General features: G+C 62.4%; 21 protein-coding genes. 14 read left to right on the plus strand and 7 right to left on the minus strand.

All coding sequences use genetic code 11. The annotated features are described in order from the left end of the window. Positions 1-154 precede the first annotated feature (154 nt). From QTH97_RS31385 to citF, 9 genes are all read left to right on the plus strand, one after another. The gene (locus tag QTH97_RS31385) at positions 155-931 is read left to right on the plus strand and encodes a GntR family transcriptional regulator (RefSeq protein WP_286572504.1); all 777 of its coding nucleotides are present in this window, start codon (positions 155-157) and stop codon (positions 929-931) included. A gap of 223 nt (positions 932-1,154) precedes the next feature. Then, positions 1,155-2,408 (plus strand): CoA transferase, encoded by a 1,254-nt coding sequence (locus QTH97_RS31390; protein WP_286572505.1) that lies wholly within the window; start codon positions 1,155-1,157, stop codon positions 2,406-2,408. Positions 2,409-2,436: 28 nt separating this feature from the next. Further along, positions 2,437-3,750 carry an MFS transporter gene (locus QTH97_RS31395; RefSeq protein WP_286572506.1) on the plus strand — a complete coding sequence of 438 codons (1,314 nt, stop codon included), beginning with the start codon at positions 2,437-2,439 and terminating at the stop codon, positions 3,748-3,750. Between the two features lie 92 nt (positions 3,751-3,842). Beyond that, on the plus strand, positions 3,843-4,718 hold the full coding sequence (locus QTH97_RS31400) for an HTD2 family dehydratase (RefSeq protein ID WP_286572507.1): 876 nt from the start codon (positions 3,843-3,845) through the stop codon (positions 4,716-4,718). Between the two features lie 101 nt (positions 4,719-4,819). Then, positions 4,820-5,599, plus strand: a complete 780-nt coding sequence (locus QTH97_RS31405) for an enoyl-CoA hydratase/isomerase family protein (RefSeq protein ID WP_286572508.1) — start codon at positions 4,820-4,822, stop codon at positions 5,597-5,599. 98 nt (positions 5,600-5,697) lie between these two features. Continuing rightward, positions 5,698-6,657 (plus strand): Bug family tripartite tricarboxylate transporter substrate binding protein, encoded by a 960-nt coding sequence (locus QTH97_RS31410; RefSeq protein WP_286572509.1) that lies wholly within the window; start codon positions 5,698-5,700, stop codon positions 6,655-6,657. A gap of 28 nt (positions 6,658-6,685) precedes the next feature. Further along, positions 6,686-7,804, plus strand: coding sequence for a CaiB/BaiF CoA transferase family protein (locus tag QTH97_RS31415; RefSeq protein ID WP_286572510.1), 1,119 nt, complete (start codon positions 6,686-6,688; stop codon positions 7,802-7,804). Between the two features lie 23 nt (positions 7,805-7,827). After that, a complete protein-coding gene (locus QTH97_RS31420; protein WP_286572511.1) occupies positions 7,828-8,763 on the plus strand; it encodes an HpcH/HpaI aldolase/citrate lyase family protein in 936 nt (311 codons plus the stop codon). Next, positions 8,760-10,322 (plus strand): citrate lyase subunit alpha, encoded by a 1,563-nt coding sequence (gene citF, locus QTH97_RS31425; RefSeq protein ID WP_286572512.1) that lies wholly within the window; start codon positions 8,760-8,762, stop codon positions 10,320-10,322. Before QTH97_RS31420 ends, citF begins: the two co-directional genes overlap by 4 nt. Before the next feature lie 358 nt (positions 10,323-10,680). Here the strand turns inward: citF and QTH97_RS31430 are convergent, their stop codons facing one another. Beyond that, a complete protein-coding gene (locus QTH97_RS31430) occupies positions 10,681-11,616 on the minus strand; it encodes a LysR family transcriptional regulator (protein WP_286572513.1) in 936 nt (311 codons plus the stop codon). A gap of 114 nt (positions 11,617-11,730) precedes the next feature. Here QTH97_RS31430 and QTH97_RS31435 point away from each other — a divergent pair, with 114 nt between their 5' ends. Genes QTH97_RS31435 through QTH97_RS31445 form a run of 3 tightly spaced genes read left to right on the plus strand, consistent with a single transcriptional unit; the run spans position 11,731 to position 14,621 of the window. Continuing rightward, positions 11,731-12,738 carry a Bug family tripartite tricarboxylate transporter substrate binding protein gene (locus tag QTH97_RS31435; RefSeq protein WP_444813500.1) on the plus strand — a complete coding sequence of 336 codons (1,008 nt, stop codon included), beginning with the start codon at positions 11,731-11,733 and terminating at the stop codon, positions 12,736-12,738. 34 nt (positions 12,739-12,772) lie between these two features. Continuing rightward, positions 12,773-13,819, plus strand: a complete 1,047-nt coding sequence (locus tag QTH97_RS31440; protein WP_286572514.1) for an Ldh family oxidoreductase — start codon at positions 12,773-12,775, stop codon at positions 13,817-13,819. Positions 13,820-13,877: 58 nt separating this feature from the next. Beyond that, positions 13,878-14,621, plus strand: a complete 744-nt coding sequence (locus tag QTH97_RS31445; RefSeq protein ID WP_286572515.1) for an ABC transporter substrate-binding protein — start codon at positions 13,878-13,880, stop codon at positions 14,619-14,621. 234 nt (positions 14,622-14,855) lie between these two features. Here QTH97_RS31445 and QTH97_RS31450 read toward each other — a convergent pair whose 3' ends face one another. Genes QTH97_RS31450 through QTH97_RS31470 form a run of 5 tightly spaced genes read right to left on the minus strand, consistent with a single transcriptional unit; the run spans position 14,856 to position 19,326 of the window. Then, positions 14,856-15,824, minus strand: coding sequence for a Bug family tripartite tricarboxylate transporter substrate binding protein (locus tag QTH97_RS31450; protein WP_286572516.1), 969 nt, complete (start codon positions 15,822-15,824; stop codon positions 14,856-14,858). Positions 15,825-15,850: 26 nt separating this feature from the next. Next, on the minus strand, positions 15,851-16,777 hold the full coding sequence (locus QTH97_RS31455) for an NAD(P)-dependent oxidoreductase (RefSeq protein ID WP_286572517.1): 927 nt from the start codon (positions 16,775-16,777) through the stop codon (positions 15,851-15,853). Continuing rightward, a complete protein-coding gene (locus QTH97_RS31460) occupies positions 16,774-17,154 on the minus strand; it encodes a VOC family protein (protein WP_286572518.1) in 381 nt (126 codons plus the stop codon). Before QTH97_RS31460 ends, QTH97_RS31455 begins: the two co-directional genes overlap by 4 nt. Then, a complete protein-coding gene (locus QTH97_RS31465) occupies positions 17,151-18,149 on the minus strand; it encodes a hydroxymethylglutaryl-CoA lyase (protein ID WP_286572519.1) in 999 nt (332 codons plus the stop codon). Before QTH97_RS31465 ends, QTH97_RS31460 begins: the two co-directional genes overlap by 4 nt. A gap of 19 nt (positions 18,150-18,168) precedes the next feature. Beyond that, a complete protein-coding gene (locus tag QTH97_RS31470) occupies positions 18,169-19,326 on the minus strand; it encodes a CaiB/BaiF CoA transferase family protein (RefSeq protein WP_286572520.1) in 1,158 nt (385 codons plus the stop codon). Positions 19,327-19,442: 116 nt separating this feature from the next. On the opposite strand from QTH97_RS31470, the gene QTH97_RS31475 reads away from it, so the two are divergent. Both QTH97_RS31475 and QTH97_RS31480 read left to right on the plus strand, forming a co-directional pair. Further along, positions 19,443-20,384, plus strand: coding sequence for a LysR family transcriptional regulator (locus QTH97_RS31475; RefSeq protein WP_286572521.1), 942 nt, complete (start codon positions 19,443-19,445; stop codon positions 20,382-20,384). A gap of 353 nt (positions 20,385-20,737) precedes the next feature. After that, positions 20,738-21,898: an IS30 family transposase gene (locus QTH97_RS31480; protein ID WP_286572522.1), complete on the plus strand. Its 1,161-nt coding sequence runs from the start codon at positions 20,738-20,740 to the stop codon at positions 21,896-21,898. Between the two features lie 329 nt (positions 21,899-22,227). Here QTH97_RS31480 and QTH97_RS31485 read toward each other — a convergent pair whose 3' ends face one another. Continuing rightward, on the minus strand, positions 22,228-22,779 hold the full coding sequence (locus tag QTH97_RS31485) for an OmpA/MotB family protein (RefSeq protein WP_286572523.1): 552 nt from the start codon (positions 22,777-22,779) through the stop codon (positions 22,228-22,230). Between the last annotated feature and the right edge of the window lie 8 nt (positions 22,780-22,787).

Here is a 22,787-nt window from a genome sequence, read left to right on the forward strand (position 1 = left end):
CTGAGGCCAACCCCGACGCCGAACATTCCCGCCGGAGGCGCCGCCGAGACGGACCACCACGATGCGCGAAAATGCGTTGATCGGTGGGCTCGGGCAGTGTCCCGCGATTGGCGCGCGGCAAATTCGATCTTCACGCGAGAGGGACAAGAGAGCGATGGAAATCCAAACTTCGGCGCAGGAGCGTCTGGAACGCGTCGCGGGGCAGCAGCCTCTCTACGCAGCCTTGGCGGGCATATTGACGCGCGACATACGTGGCGGCAAACACCAGCCGGCCAGCGTGTTTCCGTCCGAGAAGGAACTGACGGAGCGGTACGGCGTCAGTCGCCAGACGGTGCGGCAAGCGCTTCGCGTGCTGCGGGACCAAGGACTGATCTCTTCCCACCCCGGTATTGGCACCATCGTTCGGGAGTCGGCGCCGGCGCGCGACCGTTTCAACGCGGTCAACTCCACCGAGGAACTGCTGCAGTTCGTGGGCGACACGGAGATGCATGCGGTTTCGCGCCGGAATGTCTTGGTCGACCAGGAACTCGCGGCGCGCCTGGACTGCCAGCCGGGCTTGCTCTTGTCCGAAGTAGCGTTCCTGCGAAAAACACCCGGCGCGGACCTGCCGATGAGCTACGTCCTCATCTACGTCCCCCCTCGCTATGCAGCCGCGCAAGAAACACCGCCGGTTTCAAACAGTCCGATCTACCAAAACATCGAACGGATGTTCGGCGTCCGGGTCCACGAGATCCGGCAAGACGTGACCGCCACCGTTCTCGACGACAAGCTGGCGCAGGTGCTCCAGGCGAAGGCCGGGGAGGCCGCCTTGCAGATCACGCGCTTCTTCTACGACGAGAGCAAGGCGCTCATCCAGGTGTCCGTGAGCTACTACCCCAGCAGCCGGTACACGCAATCCGCGCGTTTCCGCGCAGCGCCCAACGCAGCCTAGCGCCTCACCTGGCCTGCAATGCAGGCAACCCCACTGCTGATCGCCCCTCGGCCACCGCCCGCCGGTCGACTGGCCGCGCCCCCCTCTTCCCCCTAGACATTGCTGGTTCGGCGACTTGCCGAGCCAAGCCTCTGCGTCTTCGTCGTTCGCTGCTCTGCCATGTGCTGAGCAGCGGGCATGCCCGCGCCGCAGCCCGCGGCCTCGTCCTCACCCTGACTTCTCCATGACCTACCCATTCCTCGGTCGGCTGCGCGTGATCGAAAGCTCAGCCTTCATTGCTGCTCCCCTCGCCGGCCTCACGCTCGCTCAATACGGTGCCGATGTCATCCGCGTCGACATGATTGGCGGAGGCATCGACTACGCACGCATGCCCCGCATGCCGGACCCCGCAGGCCGAGGTCGCAGTCTCTATTGGACCGCGCTGAACAAGGGGAAGCGGTCGGTGGCGATTGATCTGCGCAAGCCCGAGGGGCGTGAGTTGATCCAGGCCTTGGCGACGGCACCGGGACCGGACGCAGGCGTGCTGCTGACCAACATCGGCACGCCGTGGCTCTCCCATCAAGCTCTGGCCGAAAAGCGTGCGGATGTCATCAGTTGCACCATCCAGGGAAACGGCGACGGAAGCACGGCCGTCGACTACACAGTGAACTGCGCGACCGGCTACCCCCTGATCACCGGTGGCGGCTCGCCGACGGCGCCGGTCAACCACGTCCTGCCCGCATGGGACATCGCATGCGCCTACCAGGCGGCATTCGCGGTGTTGGCCGCGGTGGACCACCGTCGTCGAACGGCGCAGGGCGCGGAGCTCAAGCTGGCGCTCTCCGACATGGCGTTCACGATGCTTTCCCATCTCGGCGTCTTGGCCGAGTCCGAGCAGCTCCACCAGGAGCGCCCCTCGATCGGCAACCACTTGTACGGGGCTTTCGGACGCGACTTCATGACCTCGGACGGTCGGCGCATCATGGTCGCAGCGATTTCGGCTGGCCAGTGGAAATCGCTGGTCAAGTGCTGCGACATCTCTGCGCCGATCGCGCAGATGCAGCGCGATCTTCATCTCAATTTCGACGACGAGGCACAGCGCTTCGAAGGCCGCGACTCCATCGCTGAGCTGGTCGAGCCCTGGTTCGCGCAACGGACTGCGGAAGAGGCCGAGGCGGCACTCGAGGCCAGCAAGGTTTGCTGGGGCCGCTACAGCTCCGTGCAGGAGCTTCTCGCGCACGACAAGCGTGTCAGCACCGCGAACCCGGTGTTTGAGCGAATCAACACCCCTGGCATTGGCGAGCACCTCGCAGCTGGCGCGGCCATCCGTGCACCGGCAATGGATCGCGCCCCGACCGCGCCGGCGCCGCTGTTGGGGACACATACCGACGAGGTCCTGGAACAGGTGCTGAGCCTGACTCCTGAAGCCGTGGGACGGCTGCATGACGCTGGCGTTATCGCGGGTCCCGAGCGCGATCCATCTGTAGCGGCTGCCTGAGCCTCTCAACCAACTGCAGGAGACAAACATGAGCCAGATCGCAGCAGCAAACGTTCCCGGATCCACGGCCCACAAGAAGTGGCTGATCATCATGCCCGCTGTATTCGTGATGTACATGATCTCGTTCTTCGATCGAGTCAACATCGGCATGGCGTTGCCTTACATCACGAAGGAAATGTCGTTGACGTCGGTCCAGGCAGGCTGGATCGGCAGCGCGTTCGCATGGGGATATTTGATCACCCAGCTTCTCGCCGGATACCTGGCCTTGCGATTTGGTCCGCGCCTTCTGATCGGTGCGTGCCTGGTGCTGTTCGGTGGCATAGCCGTTGCGACGGGTTTCGCAAGGACCTTTGAGGAACTGTTGGCGATTCGCTTCCTCCTGGGATTGGCAGAAGGACCGATATACGCCGCAACCTCGATGCTGCTGGCGCAGTGGTTCATCAAGTCGGAGCGCGGCCGCGCCTTCGGCATCTGGAACCTGAGCGTCGCAGCGGGCGGCTTCCTGGCCGGCCCCGTCTCCGCGGCCATCCTTGCGCACCACGACTGGCGAATGATGATGGTCATTGAGGGTCTTCCTGCCTGGGCCTTCTGCCTGGTCTGGTTCCTGGCAATCCCCAAGGGCCTCGACAGCGCGAAATGGCTCGCGGCGTCTGATCGCGAGGCCATTCACAGCAGCCTTGCCACCGAACAGGCCGCCCACGGAGACAAGCAGACTGACTCCTGGATCACGACATTCAAGGAGCCGTCGGTCTGGCTTCTCATGCTCGGCTTTTCCTGCAGTCAGATCATTCTCTACGGGCTGACCCTTTGGCTGCCCACGATATTCAAGACGCACGAACACCTGAGCGGCATGACCGTGGGCGTGCTCTCGGGCGCGCCCTTCATCATGGCAATGTTCGGCGCGTACTACATCACTCACCGCTCTGACAAGCACGGGCAAGAGCGTCGAAAGCATGCAGCTGTTCCCATGATCATCATCGGAGCCATGTTGACCGCGCTTGCCAATGTCCCGGATCGCTTTCTCGCCGTTCAGATCGCCCTGATCCTGCTCATCGGTTTCATGATGAAGATGCCCACGCCGCTGATCTCGTCCTACCTGACAGAGATCCTTCCGCTGCGCCGGGCCATTCCCGCCGTGGGCGTCGTGATCGGCGGCGGAAGCTTTCTTGGACAGTTCCTCGGCCCGCTGCTGATCGGATACCTCAAGTCCACCTCACCAGGGTTCGCCTCGTCATTCCTCGCGCTTGGCATGCTGAGCATTGCGGGCGGCACCCTCTTGCTCCTGGCCCGCGCAAGCAGGAAGCGTTTGGCGACTGGCTTGGCAGCCTCCGCGTCGCACTGAGACAAGTGAGTGGGCTGTATTTCTATCTTGCGGTTGAACACCGGCCCCTTCGACGCCCCTGGATCACCACACCTAAGGAGCCAAGTATGGCAATGAACGATTTCAACGATTGGATTGGTCGTACGGAGACGACGCACGCACGCATCGATCCCCATTCGGTCGCCGCGATGGGTGCAACATTGGACGCGACGGACGAATCGCGCGTCGGGGACGCTCTTGCGCCAGGCTGGCATTGGCTGTTCTTCAATCCTGTCGTCGCGCAAAGCGCACTCGGCGAAGACGGTCATCCTCGCAGGGATGTTCCGGGAAGCTTTCTGCCACCGATTCCTCTGCCACGCCGCATGTGGGCTGCCAGTCGGATCAGATACTTGACGGCGATCGCAATCGGTTCCGAAGCGATCCGGACCAGCAGGATTCTCAGGATCACGCCCAAGGAAGGTCGCTCGGGCAGCATGTGCTTCGTGACGGTTGCTCACACCACAACGGTGGACGATCAGGTGTGCGTCGTGGAGGAACAAGACATTGTTTACCGCGAAGCGGCCGCTGCGCCAGCGCCGAGACCTGCCGAAGCGCCGGCTGATGCACCGATCCAGTGGCGTGAAAGTCATGTCCCCAACACCACACTGCTGTTCAGGTATTCGGCGCTGACGTTTAACGGGCATCGCATCCACTACGACCAGCCCTACGCGCAAGACGTGGAGTTCTATCGGGGCCTTGTGGTTCATGGACCCCTCACTGCCACGCTGCTTCAACAGTTTGCTAGGCGCTGCAAGCCAGCCTTGAGACTGGCGAGCTTTGAGTTCAAGGGCGTCAGCCCCCTGTACTGCGACGAGCCCATGGAACTCCAGGCTTGGGACATGCAGTCCACCGGCGAACTCCACCTCAGAGCAGTGAACGGCGAGGGTGCGTCGTGCATGGAAGCCGTTGCAAAGTGGTCTAGGTGCGAACCAAGGATGAGGCGGCCATGAATATAGGGTAAGTACTCATCTGGTACGCAATCACTCGATCTAGAATGTACGTACATTACAACATTAGACCATTTAGCAAACGCCAACCAGACCGCACTGACATGACCGATACCAAGATCACCATCGAGCGAGAAGACCGCTACGCCATCATCTTCCTGGACAACGCGCCGATGAACGTCGTGTCGGCGCCGCTGACCCGGCAGCTTTATGCCGCACTGAAGTCGCTGGAAAGTGACGACACCGTTCGGGCCCTGGTGCTGACCGGCGCCGGGAGTCGCGCCTTCTGCGCCGGTTCGGACATCTCGGAACTCACCGAGATGTCAGAGCCTGGTGCTGCACTGGAGAAGAAGCTGATCTTCCAGAACAAGGTGTTCGAGACCCTGCGTTCCTTCCCCAAGCCAACGATCGCTGCACTCAACGGCTACACCTACGGCGGAGGCCTTGAAATTGCCGCTTGCTGCGATCTGATCGTCGCCGAAGCGCAGGTCAAGCTGTGTCTGCCAGAGATCAAGCTGGGCGTTTTCCCGAGCAGCGGCGGCACTTACCGCGTGGCGCGTCGCATCGGCGAATCGCGCACGAAGGAAATGATCTTCCTTGGCGAACCCATCACCGCCGCGCAAGCCCATAACTGGGGACTTGTAAACCGTCTCGTCGAACAGGGCACCGCGCTGGCCGAGGCGAAGGGCATCGCACAAACACTGGCCAAGGGTCCAAGCTTGGCCTTGCATGCCGCCAAGTCCATCGTCAATCTTGCGTTTGACCGGTCAGACGCGGAAGCCGTCGGAGAGTCGCTCAAAGCCAGCGATCGTGTCTTCTGCTCGGCCGACGCCAAGGAGGGCATCGCCGCATTCCTGCAGAAGCGTCCGGCTGCATTCTCCTGAGCCATTCCGGGCGACGTTGGCTGCAACCCTGAGGCCGCGACCTTCATCTTTCAACCTTCATTGGAGACAACACCGTGAACTCTTTCCATCGCCGTTCGATGCTGGCCCTGGCCTGCGGCGTCGCACTGACCGCCAGCGTCCCTGCACTCGCTGCCGATGACACCTATCCCACCAGGCCCATCAAGGTGATCGTGCCGTTTCCGGCAGGTGGCACTACGGACACCCTGATGCGGATCGTGACACCTCGCCTGAGCAAATCCCTGGGGCAGCCTGTTGTCATCGAGAACAAATCCGGTGCTTCGGCCACGGTCGGTGCGGACTTCGTTGCCAAGGCGGCACCTGATGGCTACACGCTGCTAGTGGGAGCCGCGCATCACACCATCGCCCAAGCAGTTTTCGCCAAGCTCCCTTACAGCTTTGATCGCGATCTGGCGCCGGTCGGCATGATGGCGTTGGTGCCGAACGTTGTAGTGGTCAATGCAGCGGTGCCCGCCAAGTCCGTCCAGGAGCTTGTCGCCATCACGAAGGCCAACCCGGACAAGTACAACTACGCCTCCGCGGGTCCGGGCTCTGCCCATCATCTGATCGGCGAAATGTTCAAGCTGCGAACGGGCGCTCAACTGACCCACATTCCGTACCGCGGCAGCGCGCCGGCAGTCGCAGACCTGCTCGGCGGCCAGGTGTCAGTCATGTTCGACACCGTCACCTCTTCATTGCCGCACATCAAGGCACAGAAACTCAGAGCACTTGCAGTCACGACCGCGAAGCGTTCGAGCGCTCTCCCCGACGTGCCGACGCTCGCAGAAGCCGGCGTGCCCAACTTCGACGTCGGCACCTGGTTCGGCCTGATGGCGCCGGCGGCCACGCCACCCGCAGTGATCGAGAAGTTGAACCGCGAGATCACAGCAATTCTGAAAGATCCCGATGTCCAGAAGCAGTTGCTCTCTCAAGGCATCGAACCCCAGCCCGGCACATCCGCCGAACTCAAGGCGCGTGTCACCAAGGAACTGACCGAATTCAGTTCGTTGGCGAAGCAAGCCAAGCTGACCGTTGAATAAGGAGCACATCTTGAAACCCCTCGAAGGCTTGCGCATTCTTTCGATCGAGCAGTTCGCTGCAGGTCCGTACGGCTCGATGTTCCTCGCGGACATGGGCGCCGAAGTCATCAAGATCGAGAACAAGGACATTGGCGGTGACCCCGCGCGGTTCATGGGTCCGTACTTCCTCGGCACTGGCGACAGCCTCGTGTTCCAGGGCTGGAACACCAACAAGAAGAGCTTGTCGCTCGATATGAAGACGCAGCAGGGTCGCGCAGAATTCGAACAGCTGGTCGCTGGCGCCGACGCGGTGGTCAACAACCTTCGAGGTGATCAACCGGGCAAGCTCAGGCTCGAATACAAGGATCTGGAGGCCATCAAGCCGGAGATCGTCTGTCTGCACATCTCGGCCTACGGCCGGCACAACTCACGCGAAGCCTGGCCTGGATACGACTTCCTGATGCAGGCGGAATCTGGGCTTATGGACCTCACCGGCGATCCAGAAGGCGAACCCGCGCGCTTCGGTGCCTCGGTCATCGACTACATGACCGGGATTACCGGCATGCTTGGCCTGATGGGCGCTGTGCGCCGTGCGCAGATCACAAAGCAGGGCTGCGACGTCGATGTCAGCCTGTTCGACGTGGCTCTGCATCAACTTGGCTATGCCGGTACCTGGTATCTGAACGAAGGCCACGCATCGCGCCGACTGCCGCGTGGAGCGCACCTTTCCGTCACCCCGGTCCAGACTTTCAAGACCGGCGACGGATGGATCTACATCATGTGCATGACCGATAAGTTCTGGCACGCGCTTCTTGGCGTGATCGGCGACCCGGTCCTGACTGCAGACGAGCGATTCAAGTCGCAGAAGCTCCGGGCTGAGCACCGTGCAGAACTGACCGAGGCACTGGACAGTGCGTTCGGGAAGCAACCGACCGCGCATTGGCTCCAGGTTCTGACCGGCGTACTCCCGATTTCCCCGGTCCTCAACGTACGGCAGGCACTGGACAACCCCTTCCTTCGGGAGATCGACATGGTCAAGGACGTGCCTCACCCAGCCGACCCCAAAATGAAACTGCTTGCCAACCCCATTCGGTTCGATGGCGAACGCCTCCAGCAGGCAGCCTGCCGGCCGCTTGCGGCCACACCGGTGGACACCGTTCCTGTCTGAGGTCACCGGTTCGACCCGTATCCGTGACAGAAAGCCGCGACGGTCCATCAACGGGTGGGAGCGGCTGTCCGACCAATTTTTTCAGTGATTCGACCTACACCATGTCAAATTTGAAGCCCGAGCGTTGCGCCACGGCGCGAAGCTTCCTTTTCGTGCCAGCGAATCGACCGGATCGGTTCGACAAAGCGCTGAACAGCGGCGCTGACGTGATCATCCTCGACCTCGAAGACAGCGTGCCTTCGCAGGACAAGGCACTGGCCCGCGAAGCTGTCTCTGCGTGCTGGCAAGCCATCGCCCAACAAGATGTTTGCGTAGTCGTTCGAATCAATGCAGAAGGAAGCCCCGAATGGAATGCGGACATCGAACTGGTCAGCCGCCTTCCCGGTCTCGGGGGCATATTGCTTCCCAAGGCTGAGAGAACATCCACGCTGGAGTTGCTCGGCGAGCGACTGCGCGGTATCCGCATCCTGGCGCTGATCGAAAGCGCCGCTGGGCTGGACAATCTCAAAGCGATCGCTGGCATGCCGAACGTGGTCCGGCTGGTGGTCGGCCACATCGACTTCATGGCCGACACGGGCATCGCCTGCAGCGAGGACGAACGGGAGTTGGATCCACTTCGATTCGCCGTTTCGATGGCGTCTCGAGGCGCCGGGCTTGCGCCACCAGTCGACGGAGTGACGGTGCAGACAACGGATGCGCGACGTCTTGCGGCTGACACGCTGCGGGGCAAGCGGTTCGGCTTCGCCGGCAAGCTATGCATTCATCCTCAGCAAGTCGCCGGTGTCCATGCGGCGTTTGCACCATCTGCCAACGACGTGTTGTGGGCGCGACGCGTGCTGGAAGCGGACGCTGCCTCGAACGGCGCTGCCGTGCAGCTCGACGGCCGTATGGTCGATTTGCCAGTGGTCTTGCAGGCCCGGCGGACCTTGGCGATGGTCGGAACGTCGATCGAACCATGACCGACTTTCACTCGCGCGCCGTCCCGCCGCACATCGACGGCTACGGCCGCACGCGCCCATTCATTGGCATTGGGCTGCCACCGGAAATCGCCACGCGCACGTCGACAAGAGTTTGTCCAGCAGTTCGAGGTCGAGACAAACAACTGAGAAACCTCGAGGCTGCATTTGATGCCTGCCGAATCAAGGATGGCGACACCCTGTCGTTCCACCATCATCTTCGCAACGGCGACCAGGTTCTCAACCAGGTGTTGGCGGTCGCAGCGGCGCGCGGCCTCCGAGACTTGCGAATTGCAGCCAGTTCGCTTTTTCCGGTGCATGCGCCTTTGGTGGATCACATCCGAAGCGGGGTCGTTGCGAGAATCTGCACAGCCTACATGTCAGGTCCGGTAGCCGATGCCGTATCGGACGGCCTGCTTCCCACACCCGTGGTGATGCAAACGCACGGCGGCCGCGCCCGTGCGATCGAGGCCGGAGAGCTCCAGATCGACGTGGCATTTGTTGCCGCGCCATCTGCGGACAGGTGCGGCAATCTCAGCGGTGCCGAAGGTCGCGCGGCGTGTGGGCCACTGGGGTACGCGATGGTAGACGCGCAATACGCTCGTCGCGTCGTCGGTGTCACTGATCACATCGGCGAGTATCCGCTCGTGCAGATTGACATCACCCAGGAACAGGTGGACTTCATAGTTCGCGTGGACAGCATCGGCGACCCTGCCGGTATCCTGTCCGGAAGCACCCGGCCAACGACCGACCCAATAGGGCTTGGGATTGCCGAAACCGCAGCCAACGTGATTGCTGCTTCCGGCCTCCTCGTTGATGGCTTCTCGTTCCAGACGGGCGCCGGGGGGATCTCGCTGGCAGTCTCGCAGTTTGTCCAGGCGACCATGCGTAAGCGCAACGTTCAGGGCAGCTTCGGCGCGGGCGGGGTGACCGGCTACCTTGTCGACATGCTCGAGGAAGGTTTGTTTCGCAGCCTCTTCGATGTTCAGTGCTTCGATCTCAGGGCTGTCGAGTCGTACCGGCGAGACGTGCGTCATCAGGCAATGTCTGCGTCGCTGTACGCCAATCCACACAACAGCGGATCCATTGCCGATCAGCTCGACGCAATGCTGCTCGGTGCCGCCGAGGTGGATCTGGGATTCAACGTCAACGTCACGACGGGTAGCTCCGGACGCATTCTGGGAGGGTCGGGTGGGCACGCCGACACAGCCGCCGGTGCGAAGCTCGCCCTGGTCGCAACACGGTTGACTTCCGCCGGTGGAACGAAGATCGTCGAGAGTGTTCGATGTGTCACAACACCGGGCGAATCAATCGACGCCGTGGTGACGGAGCACGGTGTTGCCGTGAACCCTGCGCGCGGGGATCTTCGCGATCGATTGGTGCAGAACGGCCTGAAAGTTGTCGATATGGGCGTCTTGCAGTCGCTGGCCACTTCACTCGCGCCGACTCCACCCCGGCCCGTTCTAACCGAACAACGCATCGTCGGCATCATGGAATATCGTGACGGCCGCGTGATCGATGTGATCCGCGCGGCGACAGGAACGCGGGCCGCAACTCGCTAGACCGCTAGAACTGCATTGACGCTTTTAGTGAGCGTCGTCATTCAGCTTCGTCGATTGATGTCGCGTCGCAGACAAACCTGAAAAGCCAGCTCGATTGCTCCCTCCGCCCTCGCATCCGCAGGAAGACTGACGTTTTCATGCCAGCTTAATTGCTGCCCGAACGGCTTCCGTCGGGGCGGGCTGCACGCTTTTCGCGTGCGGATGTCCGCTTGTTGCCGATAAGTTGAAAAACCGGCCGAAAAGGTGAAAGTCTCTTCAGCCCCTTCCGTTCCCTCAGGTTCGGTCAGCCAACTTCCGCAGGCCACGCCAAAGCAGTCGTCACCAATCCAATCCGCCTTGCGCGTGGCTTAGCTCGTTTTCATTTGATCCCGGCGCGTTGCATTGGCTGAGCTTCATTTCTCCTGTTCTCACTTCCGCTTAAAAGCATTTGATAGAACAGTCGGGCAGCTGGCATCAGTTCGTGCCCGCGTCGGCTGATCAGCCCGATCACCCTGGTGATTTTTGGATCATCCAGCGGGATGCTGATCAGCCCCGACGAATGCCCTTTCGGAGGCATTGCGAGGCGCGGGACGACGCCTAGCCCCAATCCTGCTTCGACCAGACTGACGAGCGCTGGTACGTGGCGCACCTCGCAAATCCACTGCGGCTTTGTTTCAACCTGGCTGATTGCCTGATCGATCAAGAATCGATTCCCACTTCCTTGAGCAAGCGTCAGATAAGCGTGCTGCGTCAAGTCCGCCCAGGTCAGGCGCTTCCTCTTTGCCAGAGGGTGGCCCGCAGGGCACGCGACGACAAACCGCTCCTCCAGCAGGGGTTCGAAATTGATGTCTGCTTCTTGCGTGCCGATGTACGTCAACCCAAAGTCCGCGTCCCCTCTCGCGACTGCTACGAGGACTTCTGAGGAGTATTCGTCGATGAGACGAATGCGAACCTTCGGGTATGAGGCGTGAAAGCGCTTGATTGCAGCCGGCAGAAAGTAGCCCACAGCAGACGGGACGCAAGCAATCGTCACCAGGCCTGAGATTCGCTCCGTCGCGTCCTTGATCCCCACGAGCGCGTCGTCGAGCTCGCGCATGACGTTTTGAGCCCTAGGCACAAATGCTCTGCCGACCGTCGTCAGCTCCACCTTCCGCGTCGTGCGGCTGAACAGCTTGATGCCAAGCGCCGACTCGAGCTTGTCGATGCGACGAGACAGGGCTGACTGCGACAGGTGCAAGTTTTCGGAAGCAACCCGAAAGCTGCCGAAGTCTGCAACGGACAGGAAGGCGCGTATATCCGCCAAATCGAAATTCATGCGTTTGACGCAAAAGTAGAGCGAATCTTTGCAATTTACACCGAAGCGACTCCCCGCGACCATTCAACCCTGATCTGCGGCCATATCCAGGCCGCATCAACAAGGAGACATTGAATGAGCACTTTGCCCAGCATCGGCAGCACCACTCGAAGTTCGCTTCACCGCCGCGTGATCGGCCTTCTGGCGACCGCCGTGATGGCAGCAACGATGCCCTTGGCCCACGCCGCTTGGCCCGAGAAGCCGATTCGCCTCGTGGTGCCCTATGGCCCAGGCGGCAGTTCCGACGTCATTGCACGCCTGATCGCCAACGAGATGTCAAAGACGCTGGGGCAGGCCGTGATCGTCGACAACAAGGCAGGTGGATCCGGGATCATCGCCATGCAAGAGGTGGCACGCGCGGCACCTGATGGCTACAACATCGTTCTCGGGCATGTCGGCACCCTGGCGGTCAACCCGGCGATGTTTCCCAAGCTGCCGTATGGCGACGAAGACTTCGCGCCCATTGCCTTGCTGGCCAAGGTGCCGATGGTGTTCGCCATCGGAGCGAAGGTTCCGGCGAAGACGCTGCCGGAGTTCGTCGCGTTGGCCAAGGCGCAGCCCGGCAAGCTGAACTATGGTTCAGCAGGCAACGGCAGCGCAGGTCATCTTGCATTCGAGATGTTGAAGGTCACGGCCAACATCGACGTCACCCATGTACCGTACAAGGGCACTGGTGCCCAGCTCAACGATCTGCTGGCGGGCAACACGGATGCCGCTTCTGCAGGCCCTCCCGGCTTCATCTCACAGGCCAAGGCGGGAAAGATAAAGATCATCGCAAGCGGCTCCCCTCAACGGCTGGGCGCACTGCCTGCCGTCCCCACGGTGGCCGAACTCGGGTACCCCGGGTTCGACAGCTCGCAATGGTTCGGGATCCTCGCGCCGGCCAAGACTTCGCCGGAGATCGTCGCCCGCCTGCATGACGCTGCGATCAAGGCGTTGAGCGTTCCGACGGTACGTGCACGGCTTGAAGAAGACGGCAGCACCGCGTCTCCCATGGCCCCTGCGGAATTTGCCAAGTTCATCAAAGCCGAGCGTGAACGTTGGGGCAACGTTGTTCGCAAGGCCGGCCTCAAGGCCGAATGAAGCCACCAATCATCACTTCCCATTAAAAGACACCATGAACACCGCCATCATTGAAAAACGCGTCCTACTGGAGTCCGAACTGCTTGAGCTCGGTGCCAAGGCCTTCGAGGGCCTTGGCCTCGATCACAAAGACGCACAAGACGTCGCCAGGATCCTGGTAACCGCTGACCTGTTCGGCCTGTCGACCCACGGCCTCGGCCGTATTGAGTCGTACGGTGAGCGACTGAGTGTCGGCGGCATCAAGGCCAGACCGGACATCAAGGTGGAACAGCGAGCGCCCGCCATCGTGAGCATCGACGGCGACAACGGAGTCGGCCCGCTCGTTGGAATGCGCGCGTTGGAGGCCGCCATGGAAACGGCCAAGCAGACAGGAGTGGGTATTGCGTTTGCGCGTGGCAGCAACCATTTCGGCCCTGTCTCGCCCTATTCGCTGATCGCAGCCGAAGCCGAGTTCGCCAGCATCATCGGGAGCAATGCCACCACGACGATCGCACCGTGGGGCGGCAGCGATGCCCGTCTCGGGAATAGTCCTGTCGGTTTTGGCGTGCCGAACCCCGGCGGCAAGCCGTTCTTGCTGGACATGGCCATCAGCGTTGCCGCTCGCGCAAAAATCCGCAACGCACTCAAGCGCGGTGAATCCATTCCCGACACCTGGGCGACGGACAAGGGCGGCCGGACGACGACCGATCCCGCTGCGGCCCTTGATGGCTTCCTGCTTCCGATCGGCGGACACAAAGGCTACGGGCTGGCTTTGCTTGTGGACCTGTTCGCAGGACTTTTATCGGGCGCCGCCTACCTCACGCATGTGAAGTCCTGGGTCGATGCGCCTGACGAGCCGCAAAACCTCGGACATTTCTTCATCCTCATCGACACACGGCGCCTCGGTTCCACTGCATGGCTTGCGGAGCGGATGAACGATTTCGCGGCGATCCTTCACGACAGCCCTCCCGCCGAAGCAGCGCGTCCAGTTCTTGTGCCGGGGGAAATCGAACTGAACAACCTTGCGCGGCATCGGCGTGAAGGGCTTGCACTGGACCCCTCGGTGCTCGCTTTGCTCGAAGAGCACGCAGCCAAGGTCTAAGCGGCAGCCACGCCATAGCTCAGTGATACCACGTCCCTTCCTTGAAAGGTCTCCTGCAATGCAAGTCCCACTAACAATCCGATCGGCACTGGCGCCGACAGGCGTAGTGCGCGCCTCTATCAACCTTGGCAACCCCATCCTGGCAAGGTGGGATGCGGCCACCTCACAGGCAACGGGCGTGTCGGTCGACCTGGCGATCGAACTTGCGAGGCGTCTGCATACAGAAATGAAGCCAGTGGTGTTCGATGCCGCTGGAAAATCAGTAACCGCCGTCACCGGCGAGCAAGCCGATGTCGGGTTTTTCGCCGTCGATCCCCTGCGCGGCGAAGGCTTGCTCTTTACAGCCCCGTACATATTGATCGAAGGGAGCTACCTCGTGCGCGAAGACTCCAAGATCGCAACAAACGAGCAAGTCGATGCCGAAGGCGTGCGGATCATGGTCGGCAAAGGAAGCGCATACGACCTCTACCTGACTCGCGAGCTCAAGAAGGCCCAGATCCTTCGAGCCGACACGTCACCTACGGTTGTTGAAGAGTTTCTTGCGCAGCACGCCGACGTGGCTGCAGGTGTGCGTCAGCAGCTTGCCTCCGACGCAGCAAGATTAGAGGGGCTGCGACTCTTGCCTGGCAGATTCATGGTGATCCAGCAAGCGATGGGAACACCGCGCAGCAGGGGAATAGAAGCTGCCAACTATCTGAGCGAGTTCGTTGAAGAGATGAAAGCATCAGGATTCGTCGCCGACGCCATGGCACGCCACGACATCAGGGGTGCGCTGGTTGCGCCGCCGAAGGAAGATGGTTGATTGCACACGCAGCCACAAAGGTCACTCGCGTCCCAAAACTGCAGCCGGGCTTTTTTGTTCACCTGCCTCAATGTCCGCCTTCAATCGAGGCGGACATAACTTGGAGGCGGCGCGACAGACTGTTCATGGCCGATCAAAGTCGTAGGTCAGCGCGAAGCGAAGGACCGCTCGGTCGGCGATTCCGAAAGCAAGATATTTTGCCTCTTTATCTTTCGGGTCGCGTCAAAGTGTGGCTCAGTCCGGCTTGATGTTTCCGTCCTTGATCACCTTCGCCCAGAGGGCTGCTTCCTGGTCGACGAACTTGCCGAGCGCCGGCGGGTCCATGTAGGCAGCAAAGGCGCCCTGGTCTTCGACCTTCTTCCTGAAGGCCTCGCTTTCAACGATGGTCTTGACCTGAGCGGTCAGGCGCGCGACGACTTCAGGAGGCGTCTTCGCAGGGGCAAACAAGGCGAACCACGACTCGACCTCGTACCCGGGCAGGCCCGCTTCGGCCGTCGTAGGAACCGTCGGCATCGATGGATGGCGCTTGGGTCCGGCATAGGCAAGAGCTTTGATCTTGCCGGCCTGCACCTGTCCAATGACGGAGGGCGGTGTGGTGATGAACATGTCGACCTGTCCGCTGATCAGGTCGGTCACGACCGGACCGGCACCTTTGTAGGGAACATGCGTGGCCTGAACCTTGGCCTGTCGCGCGAACATCTCGCCGGCGATGTGCTGGATCGAGCCATTGCCCGACGACGCAAAGAAGAGCCCCTTGCCGTTCTTCTGTCCGCTGGAGATGAACTCCTTGAGGTTCGTGGCCGGCAGCGTGCCGCTCACTGCGATCACGTGTGGCGCCCGCATGACCAGCGCGATCGGCGCGAAGTCGCTCGTCTTCCAGCGGATCTGCGGGAACAGCGCCGGGTTGCCGACGTGATAGCCGGAGTACTGCATGAGCAGTGTGTAGCCGTCAGGTACGGCGCGCGCGACCGCCTCGGTGCCGATGTTGCCGCTTGCGCCGGGCTTGTTATCGACGATGACCGACTGGCCCAGCGCCTTGCCCAACTGATCGCCAATCATGCGGGCCACGATGTCCGTCGAACCGGCCGCAGCACTCGGAACGACGATGGTGATCGGCTTGGATGGATAGGTGTCGGCTTGTGCTGGAGAGGCGCAGATCGATGAGGCGATTGCGGCAAGCGAAGCGAGGTAAGCGGTATTCATGGGTTTGTCTCCGGTGGATGTCGTGTTCAGGAAAGGCGGGCCTGTTGCGTCACGAGTTCCTGCAGGCGAGTGGCCAGCCGGGCCTGAGCGCGGTCGCTGGCCCAGGCGACGTGCGGCGTCAGCAGGAGGTTGGGAACGTTGCTGTCGATCAGTGGGTGCCCCGGTGCCGGCGGCTCCACTTCCAGCACGTCGATGGCCGCACCCGCAATCGAGCCACTGCGAAGCGCGTCGGCCAGCGCGGCGGGGTCGACCAGCGCGCCGCGGCCGGTGTTGATGAGCACCGCGTCGGGTTTCATCCGCGCCAGCGATTCGGCGTTGATCAACCCCTTCGTGCCTGGCGTCAAAGGCACGTGAAGCGTGATTGCATCGGACTGCGACAGGATGTCGTCGAGCGGGAGTTCGTCGTCCTTGCACGCCGTGCCGGGTGTCTGTGCAAAGTGCACGGTCATGCCGACGCCACGCGCGAGTCTTGCAGCCGCCTCGCCGATGCGGCCGCGGCCGACGATGCCGAAGCGCGAGCCGCCGAGGTCACGGATGCGAGGTCCGGTCCAGCAGAAGTGGCGGGATGCCGTCCATCGGCCGTCCCGCGCCGCGGCGGCGTACGTCACGATCTCGCGGCGCAAGGCGAACAGCGTGGCAATCGCGTGCTCGGCGACGGACTCGCTTCCATAGTCGGGGACGTTCTGGACGCGGATACCCAGCGCTTCGGCCGCCTCGACATCGATGTTGTCCGTGCCGGCTGCAGCGACGGCCACGAGTCGCAAGCCCCGCGCGGCCCGAAGCGGCCCGCCGTCGAGCCGGATCTTGTTGGTGATGACCACCGTCGCGCCGGCGATGCGCTCGCCGACTTCCGCGGGCGAAGTCGTGTCGTAGGGGTGGTAGTCGATGCCCAGGCCGTCATCGAAGGCGAGGGCCTGAGGCAGCGTCGCCGCGTCCAGAAAGACCACCTTCATGACGCCACCTCGGAGATCTCGATCAGGTTCAGGTCCGGATCGCGCAAGTACACGGAGCGAATGCGCGACACCGCACCGGTGCGCATCACAGGCCCTTCGATGATCGCGAGGCCCTTGTGCTTCAGGGTGGCGATCACGTCGTCCAGCGGCAGGCTGGCGATGAAGCACAGGTCCAGCGCACCCGGCACCGGCTGGTGCGCCTTCGGCTCGAACTCCTTGCCTTTCACGTGCAGGTTGATTTTCTGGTTGCCGAAGCGAAACGCCTTGCGTCCCTCGCCGAATGATTCGAGCGTCATGCCCAACCCTTCGACGTAAAAGGCGACGCATGCCTGCTCGTCGGTGGTGGTAAGCACCAGGTGGTCGAGATGGTCGATCATGCGACGGCCTCCTTTGCGTTGCCTTTTGCGCTTTGCCTTGCAGCCGCGCGGGCGACGATCTCGGGGAAGTCGGCTGGGGGCTGATGCTTTGTCAGGCGGTGGCCGGCTCTCGGCAACTGGCTCGGCAGGTCGTGCCGCACGAGGTGACTGACCTGCGCCGCGGCGCTGATCAGGCCGTCGAGATCCATTCCGGTGTCGTAGCCCATGCACTGGAGCATGTGCACGACGTCCTCGGTCGCCACGTTGCCTGTAGCGCCAGGCGCGTAAGGGCATCCGCCGATGCCACCCAGCGACATGTCGAAGCGCTGGATGCCAGCTTCCACAGCTGCCACGCTGTTGACCAGGCCCATCGCCCGCGTGTTGTGGAAGTGCGCCGTGAATTCCAGTTGAGGATGGCGCGTCATCGCCGCCTGGCACAGTGTTTGAACCTGGGTGGGGTAGGCCATGCCCGTCGTGTCGCACAGGGTGATGCCTTTGACGGCCAGTTCGGCGAACCGGTCGATCCAGCCGAGCACCGTCTCTTGCGGCACTTCGCCTTCCATCGGGCAGCCGAACACACACGACAGCGATACGTTCACCGGAACGGACGCGCTGCGCGCCAACGCGATCACTTCGCCCAATTGTGCGAACGACTGCTTGCGCGTCATTCGCAGGTTGCTCAGGTTGTGTGTCTCGCTGGTGGACATGACGATGTTGAACTCGTCGATGCGGACGTCGAGCGCTCGCTCCGCGCCACGCAGGTTCGGCACCAGCGCGGTGTAGACCACGCCCGGCCTGCGGGCAATGCGCGCCATGACTTCCTCGCCGTCGCGCAGCGCCGGGATGGCCTTTGGCGACGTGAAGGAGGTCACCTCGATCTTCGAGTAGCCCAGCGTGCCGAGCTGGTCGATCAATGCGATCTTGTCGTCGGTAGGGATGAAGTGAGGCTCCATCTGGAAGCCGTCCCGGGTGGCGACTTCGTTGATGAAGAGCCGCTGTTTGTTGCCGTGGTTCATGGTTCTTGCTCCTTTGGGTTCAGGCCGAGCGCGCAGGCCAGCCGCCGCGCTGCAGGTCTACGGTGTGCTGCCCCAGGCGGGGCGCCGCATGGGCGATGGCGCCCGGGGTCGCGCTGAGCTTGGGCACGACGCCCGGCACCTTGAGCGTCCGCCCGTCGGAGGTCGGCGACTCGACGATCATTTCGCGGGCCAGGTACTGCGGGTCGGTGGCGATGTCGGCGACCGAGTAGATGCGACCGACCGGGACGCCGGCGCCATCGAGCACGGCCAGCACCTCGTCGCGGGTGCGTTCCCGCGTCCACGCTTCGATTGCGGCGTCGATCTCTTCCACGCGGCGCACGCGACCGTCGTTGTGGGTCAGATCCGGGTCGGTCTCGAGATCCTCGCGGTCGATGGCGCGCATCAGCCTGCGAAAGATGCTGTCGCCGTTGCCGGCCACCAGCACGTATTGACCATCGTTGCACCGATAGGCATTGGTGGGCGCGATGCCCGGCAATGCGCTGCCGGCGCGTTCGCGCACGGCGCCGAAAGCGTCGTGCTCGGGCACCAGGCTTTCCATGACGTTGAAGACCGACTCGTAGAGCGCCACGTCGATGAACTGGCCCTCGCCGCCGTGGGCCGTGCGGTGGTGCAGGGCCGTCAATACGCCGATCACGCCATGCAGCGCCGCGAGCGTGTCGCCGATGGACACGCCGACGCGCACCGGCACGCGGCCGGGCTCCCCGGTCAGGTGGCGCAGGCCGCCCATCGCCTCGCCGAGCACGCCGAACCCGGGTTTGTCACGGTAGGGTCCGGTCTGGCCGTAGCCGGAGATGCGCAACATGATCAGCCGCGGGTTGAGTGCATGAAGCTGCTCCCAGCCCAGTCCCCAGCCTTCCAGCGTGCCGGGCTTGAAGTTCTCGATGAGGACGTCGGCTTCGAGCGCCAGGGCCCGCACGGCGTCCTGGCCCTCCGGGCTTCGGAGGTCGAGACAGACCGAGCGCTTGTTGCGCGACTGCACCTCCCACCACACCGAGGTGCCGTCACGCAGCAGGCGCCATTTGCGCAGCGGATCGCCGACGCCGGACGGCTCGACCTTGATGACGTCGGCGCCGAACTCGGCCAGCGTCTTGCCGGCGAAGGGGCCGGCGATGAGTTGTCCCAGTTCGAGGACCTTGAGGCCTTGCAGTGCTTTCATGTCTCTGTGCTTTCGTGAGCTGTCGAGACCTGAATTTAGGGTCCAAGGGCGCCCAGGAGGAATTGCCATGTCGGCATGTATCCTTCGCGTTCTGCGAAGCCCACAAGGAGACCGGGATGGTGAAGAGCCCAATCAACCCCGCGCGGGTTGACTTCGTGACGCTGCGGCTGTTCTGTGCCGTGGTGCAAACCGGCAGCATCACCAAGGGCGCCGCGCAATGCCATCTTGCGTTGTCGGCCGCGAGCAGGCGCCTCAGCGACTTCGAGGCGGCCACCGGCGCACAGCTGCTAGAGCGAAGCGTGCAGGGCGTGAGCGTGACGCCAGCCGGTCATGCGGCCGCACAACATGCGATGCGGCTGTTCCAGGGTTTCGAGCTGTTCAGCAACGAGCTGGCGGACTACGCCGAGGGCTATCGGGGGCATGTGCGACTGTGGGCCAACATGTCTGCGCTGACCGAGTTCCTGCCACAGGCGCTGTCGGACTTCATGGCGCATCAGCCCGGAATACGCGTCGACATTGAAGAACAGTTGAGCGGGGACATCGTCCGCGCTCTGCTGGACGGCCTGGCCGACATTGGCGTGTTTGCCGAAGGTACGCCGGCCGACGGCCTTACGCTCGCGCCGTTTCGCAACGACGAACTGGTGTTGTTGTGTCCGCGCGCGCATCCATTGGCCAAGGCCAGGAAAGTCGCTTTCGCCGATTGCCTGGACCACGATTTCATCGGGCTGAACCGGGGAAGTTCACTGCTGGAGCTGACATCCCGCGCGGCCGCGGAGTCTGGGCGGCCGCTGCGAATGCGCGTGCAGGTGCGCAGCTTCGACGCGATGTGCCAGATGATTGCCGCCCAGCTCGGGGTGGGCGTACTCCCGTTGGCAGCGTGCAAGGAAACGCCAGGCCCGCGCGGGCTCAGGGCAGTGCGCCTGATCGATTCTTGGGCGCAGCGCCAACTGTTGCTGGGCTACAGCGCTTCAAGGCAGTTGTCGGCTGCAGCTCGGATGATGGCGGATCACCTGCTGATGCCAGCCAACAGCATCGGCCGACCTGGCTTGCAACCCTGAAACCTGCTAGTCAACGCAGGAGCGCAACATCAAACATCGCGGTCCATGTCCGCAGTGCAGCGAATGCCGACTTCGCGACCAGGACCCCTTGATGGCGCAGACCAGCCGTTCCCACTCGACGCAGGGAAGCCTGCAACGTGCCCATCTCGGTCTTTCGACTGGGCGCCCCGAATGTTTGCTCTACTGCCAAGAGCGGTCGTCGACCTTCGCAAGGCTCTTCGACCTACGTGCATTCAATCGGGTACTTCAATTCCTGCAGCAGTCCGATCCGAAACGAACCTCCGCTCCGAGGTGCGGATTCAACCGGTCGATGCAACACACTAGAAACTGCGTAGGCAGAAGGAGTGTTGTAGATGAAGTATCGGACACGGACCTACTACACGGACAGCCAGAAGGCCCTGATGTGGGAGCGCTGGAAAGCAGGCGACAGCCTTCAACAGATAGCCCAGTTGTTTGATCGATCGCATTCGTCGGTCGAAGGGATTCTGTCCCGAGCCGGCGGAATACCACCGCCAAAGCGGTCCCGGTCCTCCTTGGCACTGACCTTGACCGAGCGCGAGGAGATCTCACGTGCTGTGGTGGCCGGCTTCTCAATTCGAGCGATCGCCAGCATCCTCGGTCGAGCGCCATCGACTGTAAGCCGGGAGATCAAGCGCAACGGTGGTCGAGAAGGCTACCGGGCTGCTCAGGCCGACCAGGCGGCGTGGGACTGCGGGCACCGTCCCAAGAGATGCAAACTGATAAGGAACAGAGCCTTGGCGCGCATCGTGGCTGCCAAGCTCCAATCGCTGTGGGCGCCCGAGCAGATCGCGGGGTGGCTCAAGCATAGTTATCCTGGCGACGAGCACTTCCAGGTGTCACACGAGACCATCTATCACAGCCTCTTTATCCAAGCCCGTGGGGCCTTGAAGAAGGAACTGCTGCAGCATCTGCGACGCACGCGGGTCATGCGCCGTTCGCGCCATCACACGCAGAAGACCGATAACCACGGAAGAATCCTTGACACCGTATCGATCAGCGAGCGCCCGGCCACGGTGGAAGATCGGGCAGTGCCTGGTCATTGGGAAGGCGACCTGCTGTTCGGGGGCACGAGCAGTCAGATTGCCACCCTGGTCGAGCGTCAAACACGCTACGTGATGCTGGTAAAACTTGGGGGCACGGACACCGAGACCGTCGTCAATGCGCTGATCAAGAACGCTCGCAAGCTGCCGCAGGAGCGGTACAAGTCGCTGACCTGGGACCGAGGCAAGGAGATGGCGGCTCACAAGCGCTTCACCCTGGCGACCGACATCCAAGTCTACTTCTGCGATCCGCACAATCCTTGGCAGCGCGGAACCAACGAGAACACGAACGGCTTGCTCAGGCAGTACTTCCCTAAGGGGATCGATCTCTCGAGCCATTCACAGGCCAAGCTGAATGCCGTTGCAAGACAATTGAACGAGCGACCAAGGAAGACCCTCGACTTCCACACGCCGGCTGAGATGTTCAGCCAAATCGTTGCATCGACCGGTTGAATCCGCATGATGAGATCGGTCGTTGACCGCTGCAGCGACTGCTCGACCTGATTAGTTCAGCGAATTGCCTCCAGTCCGAGCTGGAACGAACAGGCCCTCCGAAGCGACCAGTTCCGTTTGTCGAAGCCAGGGTGGTCCGGCTGGAGCGTCTTGCAAACTCCCATTCTCTGAGTTTCGCGCGGCACTGAATTGCCGGCCTCGCGATTGCTGAAACGCAAGGGGCATGGTGCTCGGCTACTCGGCTACACCGACACGCGCGGCGCTGCGAAGTGCCGCGCGCGAACCCGTAGAAAACTTCGGCTGCTTCTGCGGGTTCTAGGCGAGACCCGCTACGGCCGGTTGGCTGCCGAGATGACGATTTCGACGCGGCGGTTCTTCGCCTTGCCCTGCGGCGTGGTGTTGCTCGCCACGGGGCGCGCGTCGCCGAAGCCCTGCGCAGAGATCGAGTTCTGCGGCACGCCCTTCGAGGTGAGGAAGCGCGCGACGTTGTCCGCGCGCGCCGACGAGAGTTCGAGATTGGACGGGAACCGGCCTCGCAGGGCCGGCCCGATGGGCTCGTTGTCGGTGAAGCCCTGGACGATGATCTGCTGGCCCGGCAGGTTGGACAGCGTCGGTGCGATCTTGGCCAGCGTCGCTTCACCCTTGGGGCTGAGTGTCCAGCCGCCTTCGGGGAACAGGATCTCGTTGACCATCGTCACCTTGAGCTCGTTCTGCAACTGCGTGATCTGTGCCTGGTCGCTGCTCAGTTCGCTCGACAGCGTCTGGTTGAGCGCGGCGTAGGTATTGGCCTTCTGCACTTCGGTGTTGTAGGTCTTGTCGGTCACGCAACCTGCGGCCATCAAGGCGGCGCAGAGCACCAGGCTGAGCTTGATTGATTTCATGCTTTCTC

Origin of the sequence: Variovorax gracilis (assembly GCF_030317115.1) — a bacterium.
Classification (GTDB): Bacteria; Pseudomonadota; Gammaproteobacteria; order Burkholderiales; family Burkholderiaceae_C; genus Variovorax; species Variovorax gracilis.

Excerpts from the sequence above, each read along its gene's own strand:
- QTH97_RS31450 (WP_286572516.1), bottom strand. The coding sequence starts at position 15,824 with ATGAATACCGCTTACCTCGCTTCGCTTGCCGCAATCGCCTCATCGATC.
- QTH97_RS31475 (WP_286572521.1), top strand. The coding sequence starts at position 19,443 with ATGGTGAAGAGCCCAATCAACCCCGCGCGGGTTGACTTCGTGACGCTG.
- QTH97_RS31410 (WP_286572509.1), top strand. The coding sequence starts at position 5,698 with ATGCTGGCCCTGGCCTGCGGCGTCGCACTGACCGCCAGCGTCCCTGCA.
- citF (WP_286572512.1), top strand. The coding sequence starts at position 8,760 with ATGACCGACTTTCACTCGCGCGCCGTCCCGCCGCACATCGACGGCTAC.
- QTH97_RS31440 (WP_286572514.1), top strand. The coding sequence starts at position 12,773 with ATGAACACCGCCATCATTGAAAAACGCGTCCTACTGGAGTCCGAACTG.
- QTH97_RS31395 (WP_286572506.1), top strand. The coding sequence starts at position 2,437 with ATGAGCCAGATCGCAGCAGCAAACGTTCCCGGATCCACGGCCCACAAG.
- QTH97_RS31485 (WP_286572523.1), bottom strand. The coding sequence starts at position 22,779 with ATGAAATCAATCAAGCTCAGCCTGGTGCTCTGCGCCGCCTTGATGGCC.
- QTH97_RS31405 (WP_286572508.1), top strand. The coding sequence starts at position 4,820 with ATGACCGATACCAAGATCACCATCGAGCGAGAAGACCGCTACGCCATC.
- QTH97_RS31455 (WP_286572517.1), bottom strand. The coding sequence starts at position 16,777 with ATGAAGGTGGTCTTTCTGGACGCGGCGACGCTGCCTCAGGCCCTCGCC.
- QTH97_RS31470 (WP_286572520.1), bottom strand. The coding sequence starts at position 19,326 with ATGAAAGCACTGCAAGGCCTCAAGGTCCTCGAACTGGGACAACTCATC.
- QTH97_RS31460 (WP_286572518.1), bottom strand. The coding sequence starts at position 17,154 with ATGATCGACCATCTCGACCACCTGGTGCTTACCACCACCGACGAGCAG.
- QTH97_RS31465 (WP_286572519.1), bottom strand. The coding sequence starts at position 18,149 with ATGAACCACGGCAACAAACAGCGGCTCTTCATCAACGAAGTCGCCACC.
- QTH97_RS31435 (WP_444813500.1), top strand. The coding sequence starts at position 11,731 with ATGAGCACTTTGCCCAGCATCGGCAGCACCACTCGAAGTTCGCTTCAC.
- QTH97_RS31445 (WP_286572515.1), top strand. The coding sequence starts at position 13,878 with ATGCAAGTCCCACTAACAATCCGATCGGCACTGGCGCCGACAGGCGTA.
- QTH97_RS31390 (WP_286572505.1), top strand. The coding sequence starts at position 1,155 with ATGACCTACCCATTCCTCGGTCGGCTGCGCGTGATCGAAAGCTCAGCC.
- QTH97_RS31430 (WP_286572513.1), bottom strand. The coding sequence starts at position 11,616 with ATGAATTTCGATTTGGCGGATATACGCGCCTTCCTGTCCGTTGCAGAC.
- QTH97_RS31385 (WP_286572504.1), top strand. The coding sequence starts at position 155 with ATGGAAATCCAAACTTCGGCGCAGGAGCGTCTGGAACGCGTCGCGGGG.
- QTH97_RS31400 (WP_286572507.1), top strand. The coding sequence starts at position 3,843 with ATGAACGATTTCAACGATTGGATTGGTCGTACGGAGACGACGCACGCA.
- QTH97_RS31480 (WP_286572522.1), top strand. The coding sequence starts at position 20,738 with ATGAAGTATCGGACACGGACCTACTACACGGACAGCCAGAAGGCCCTG.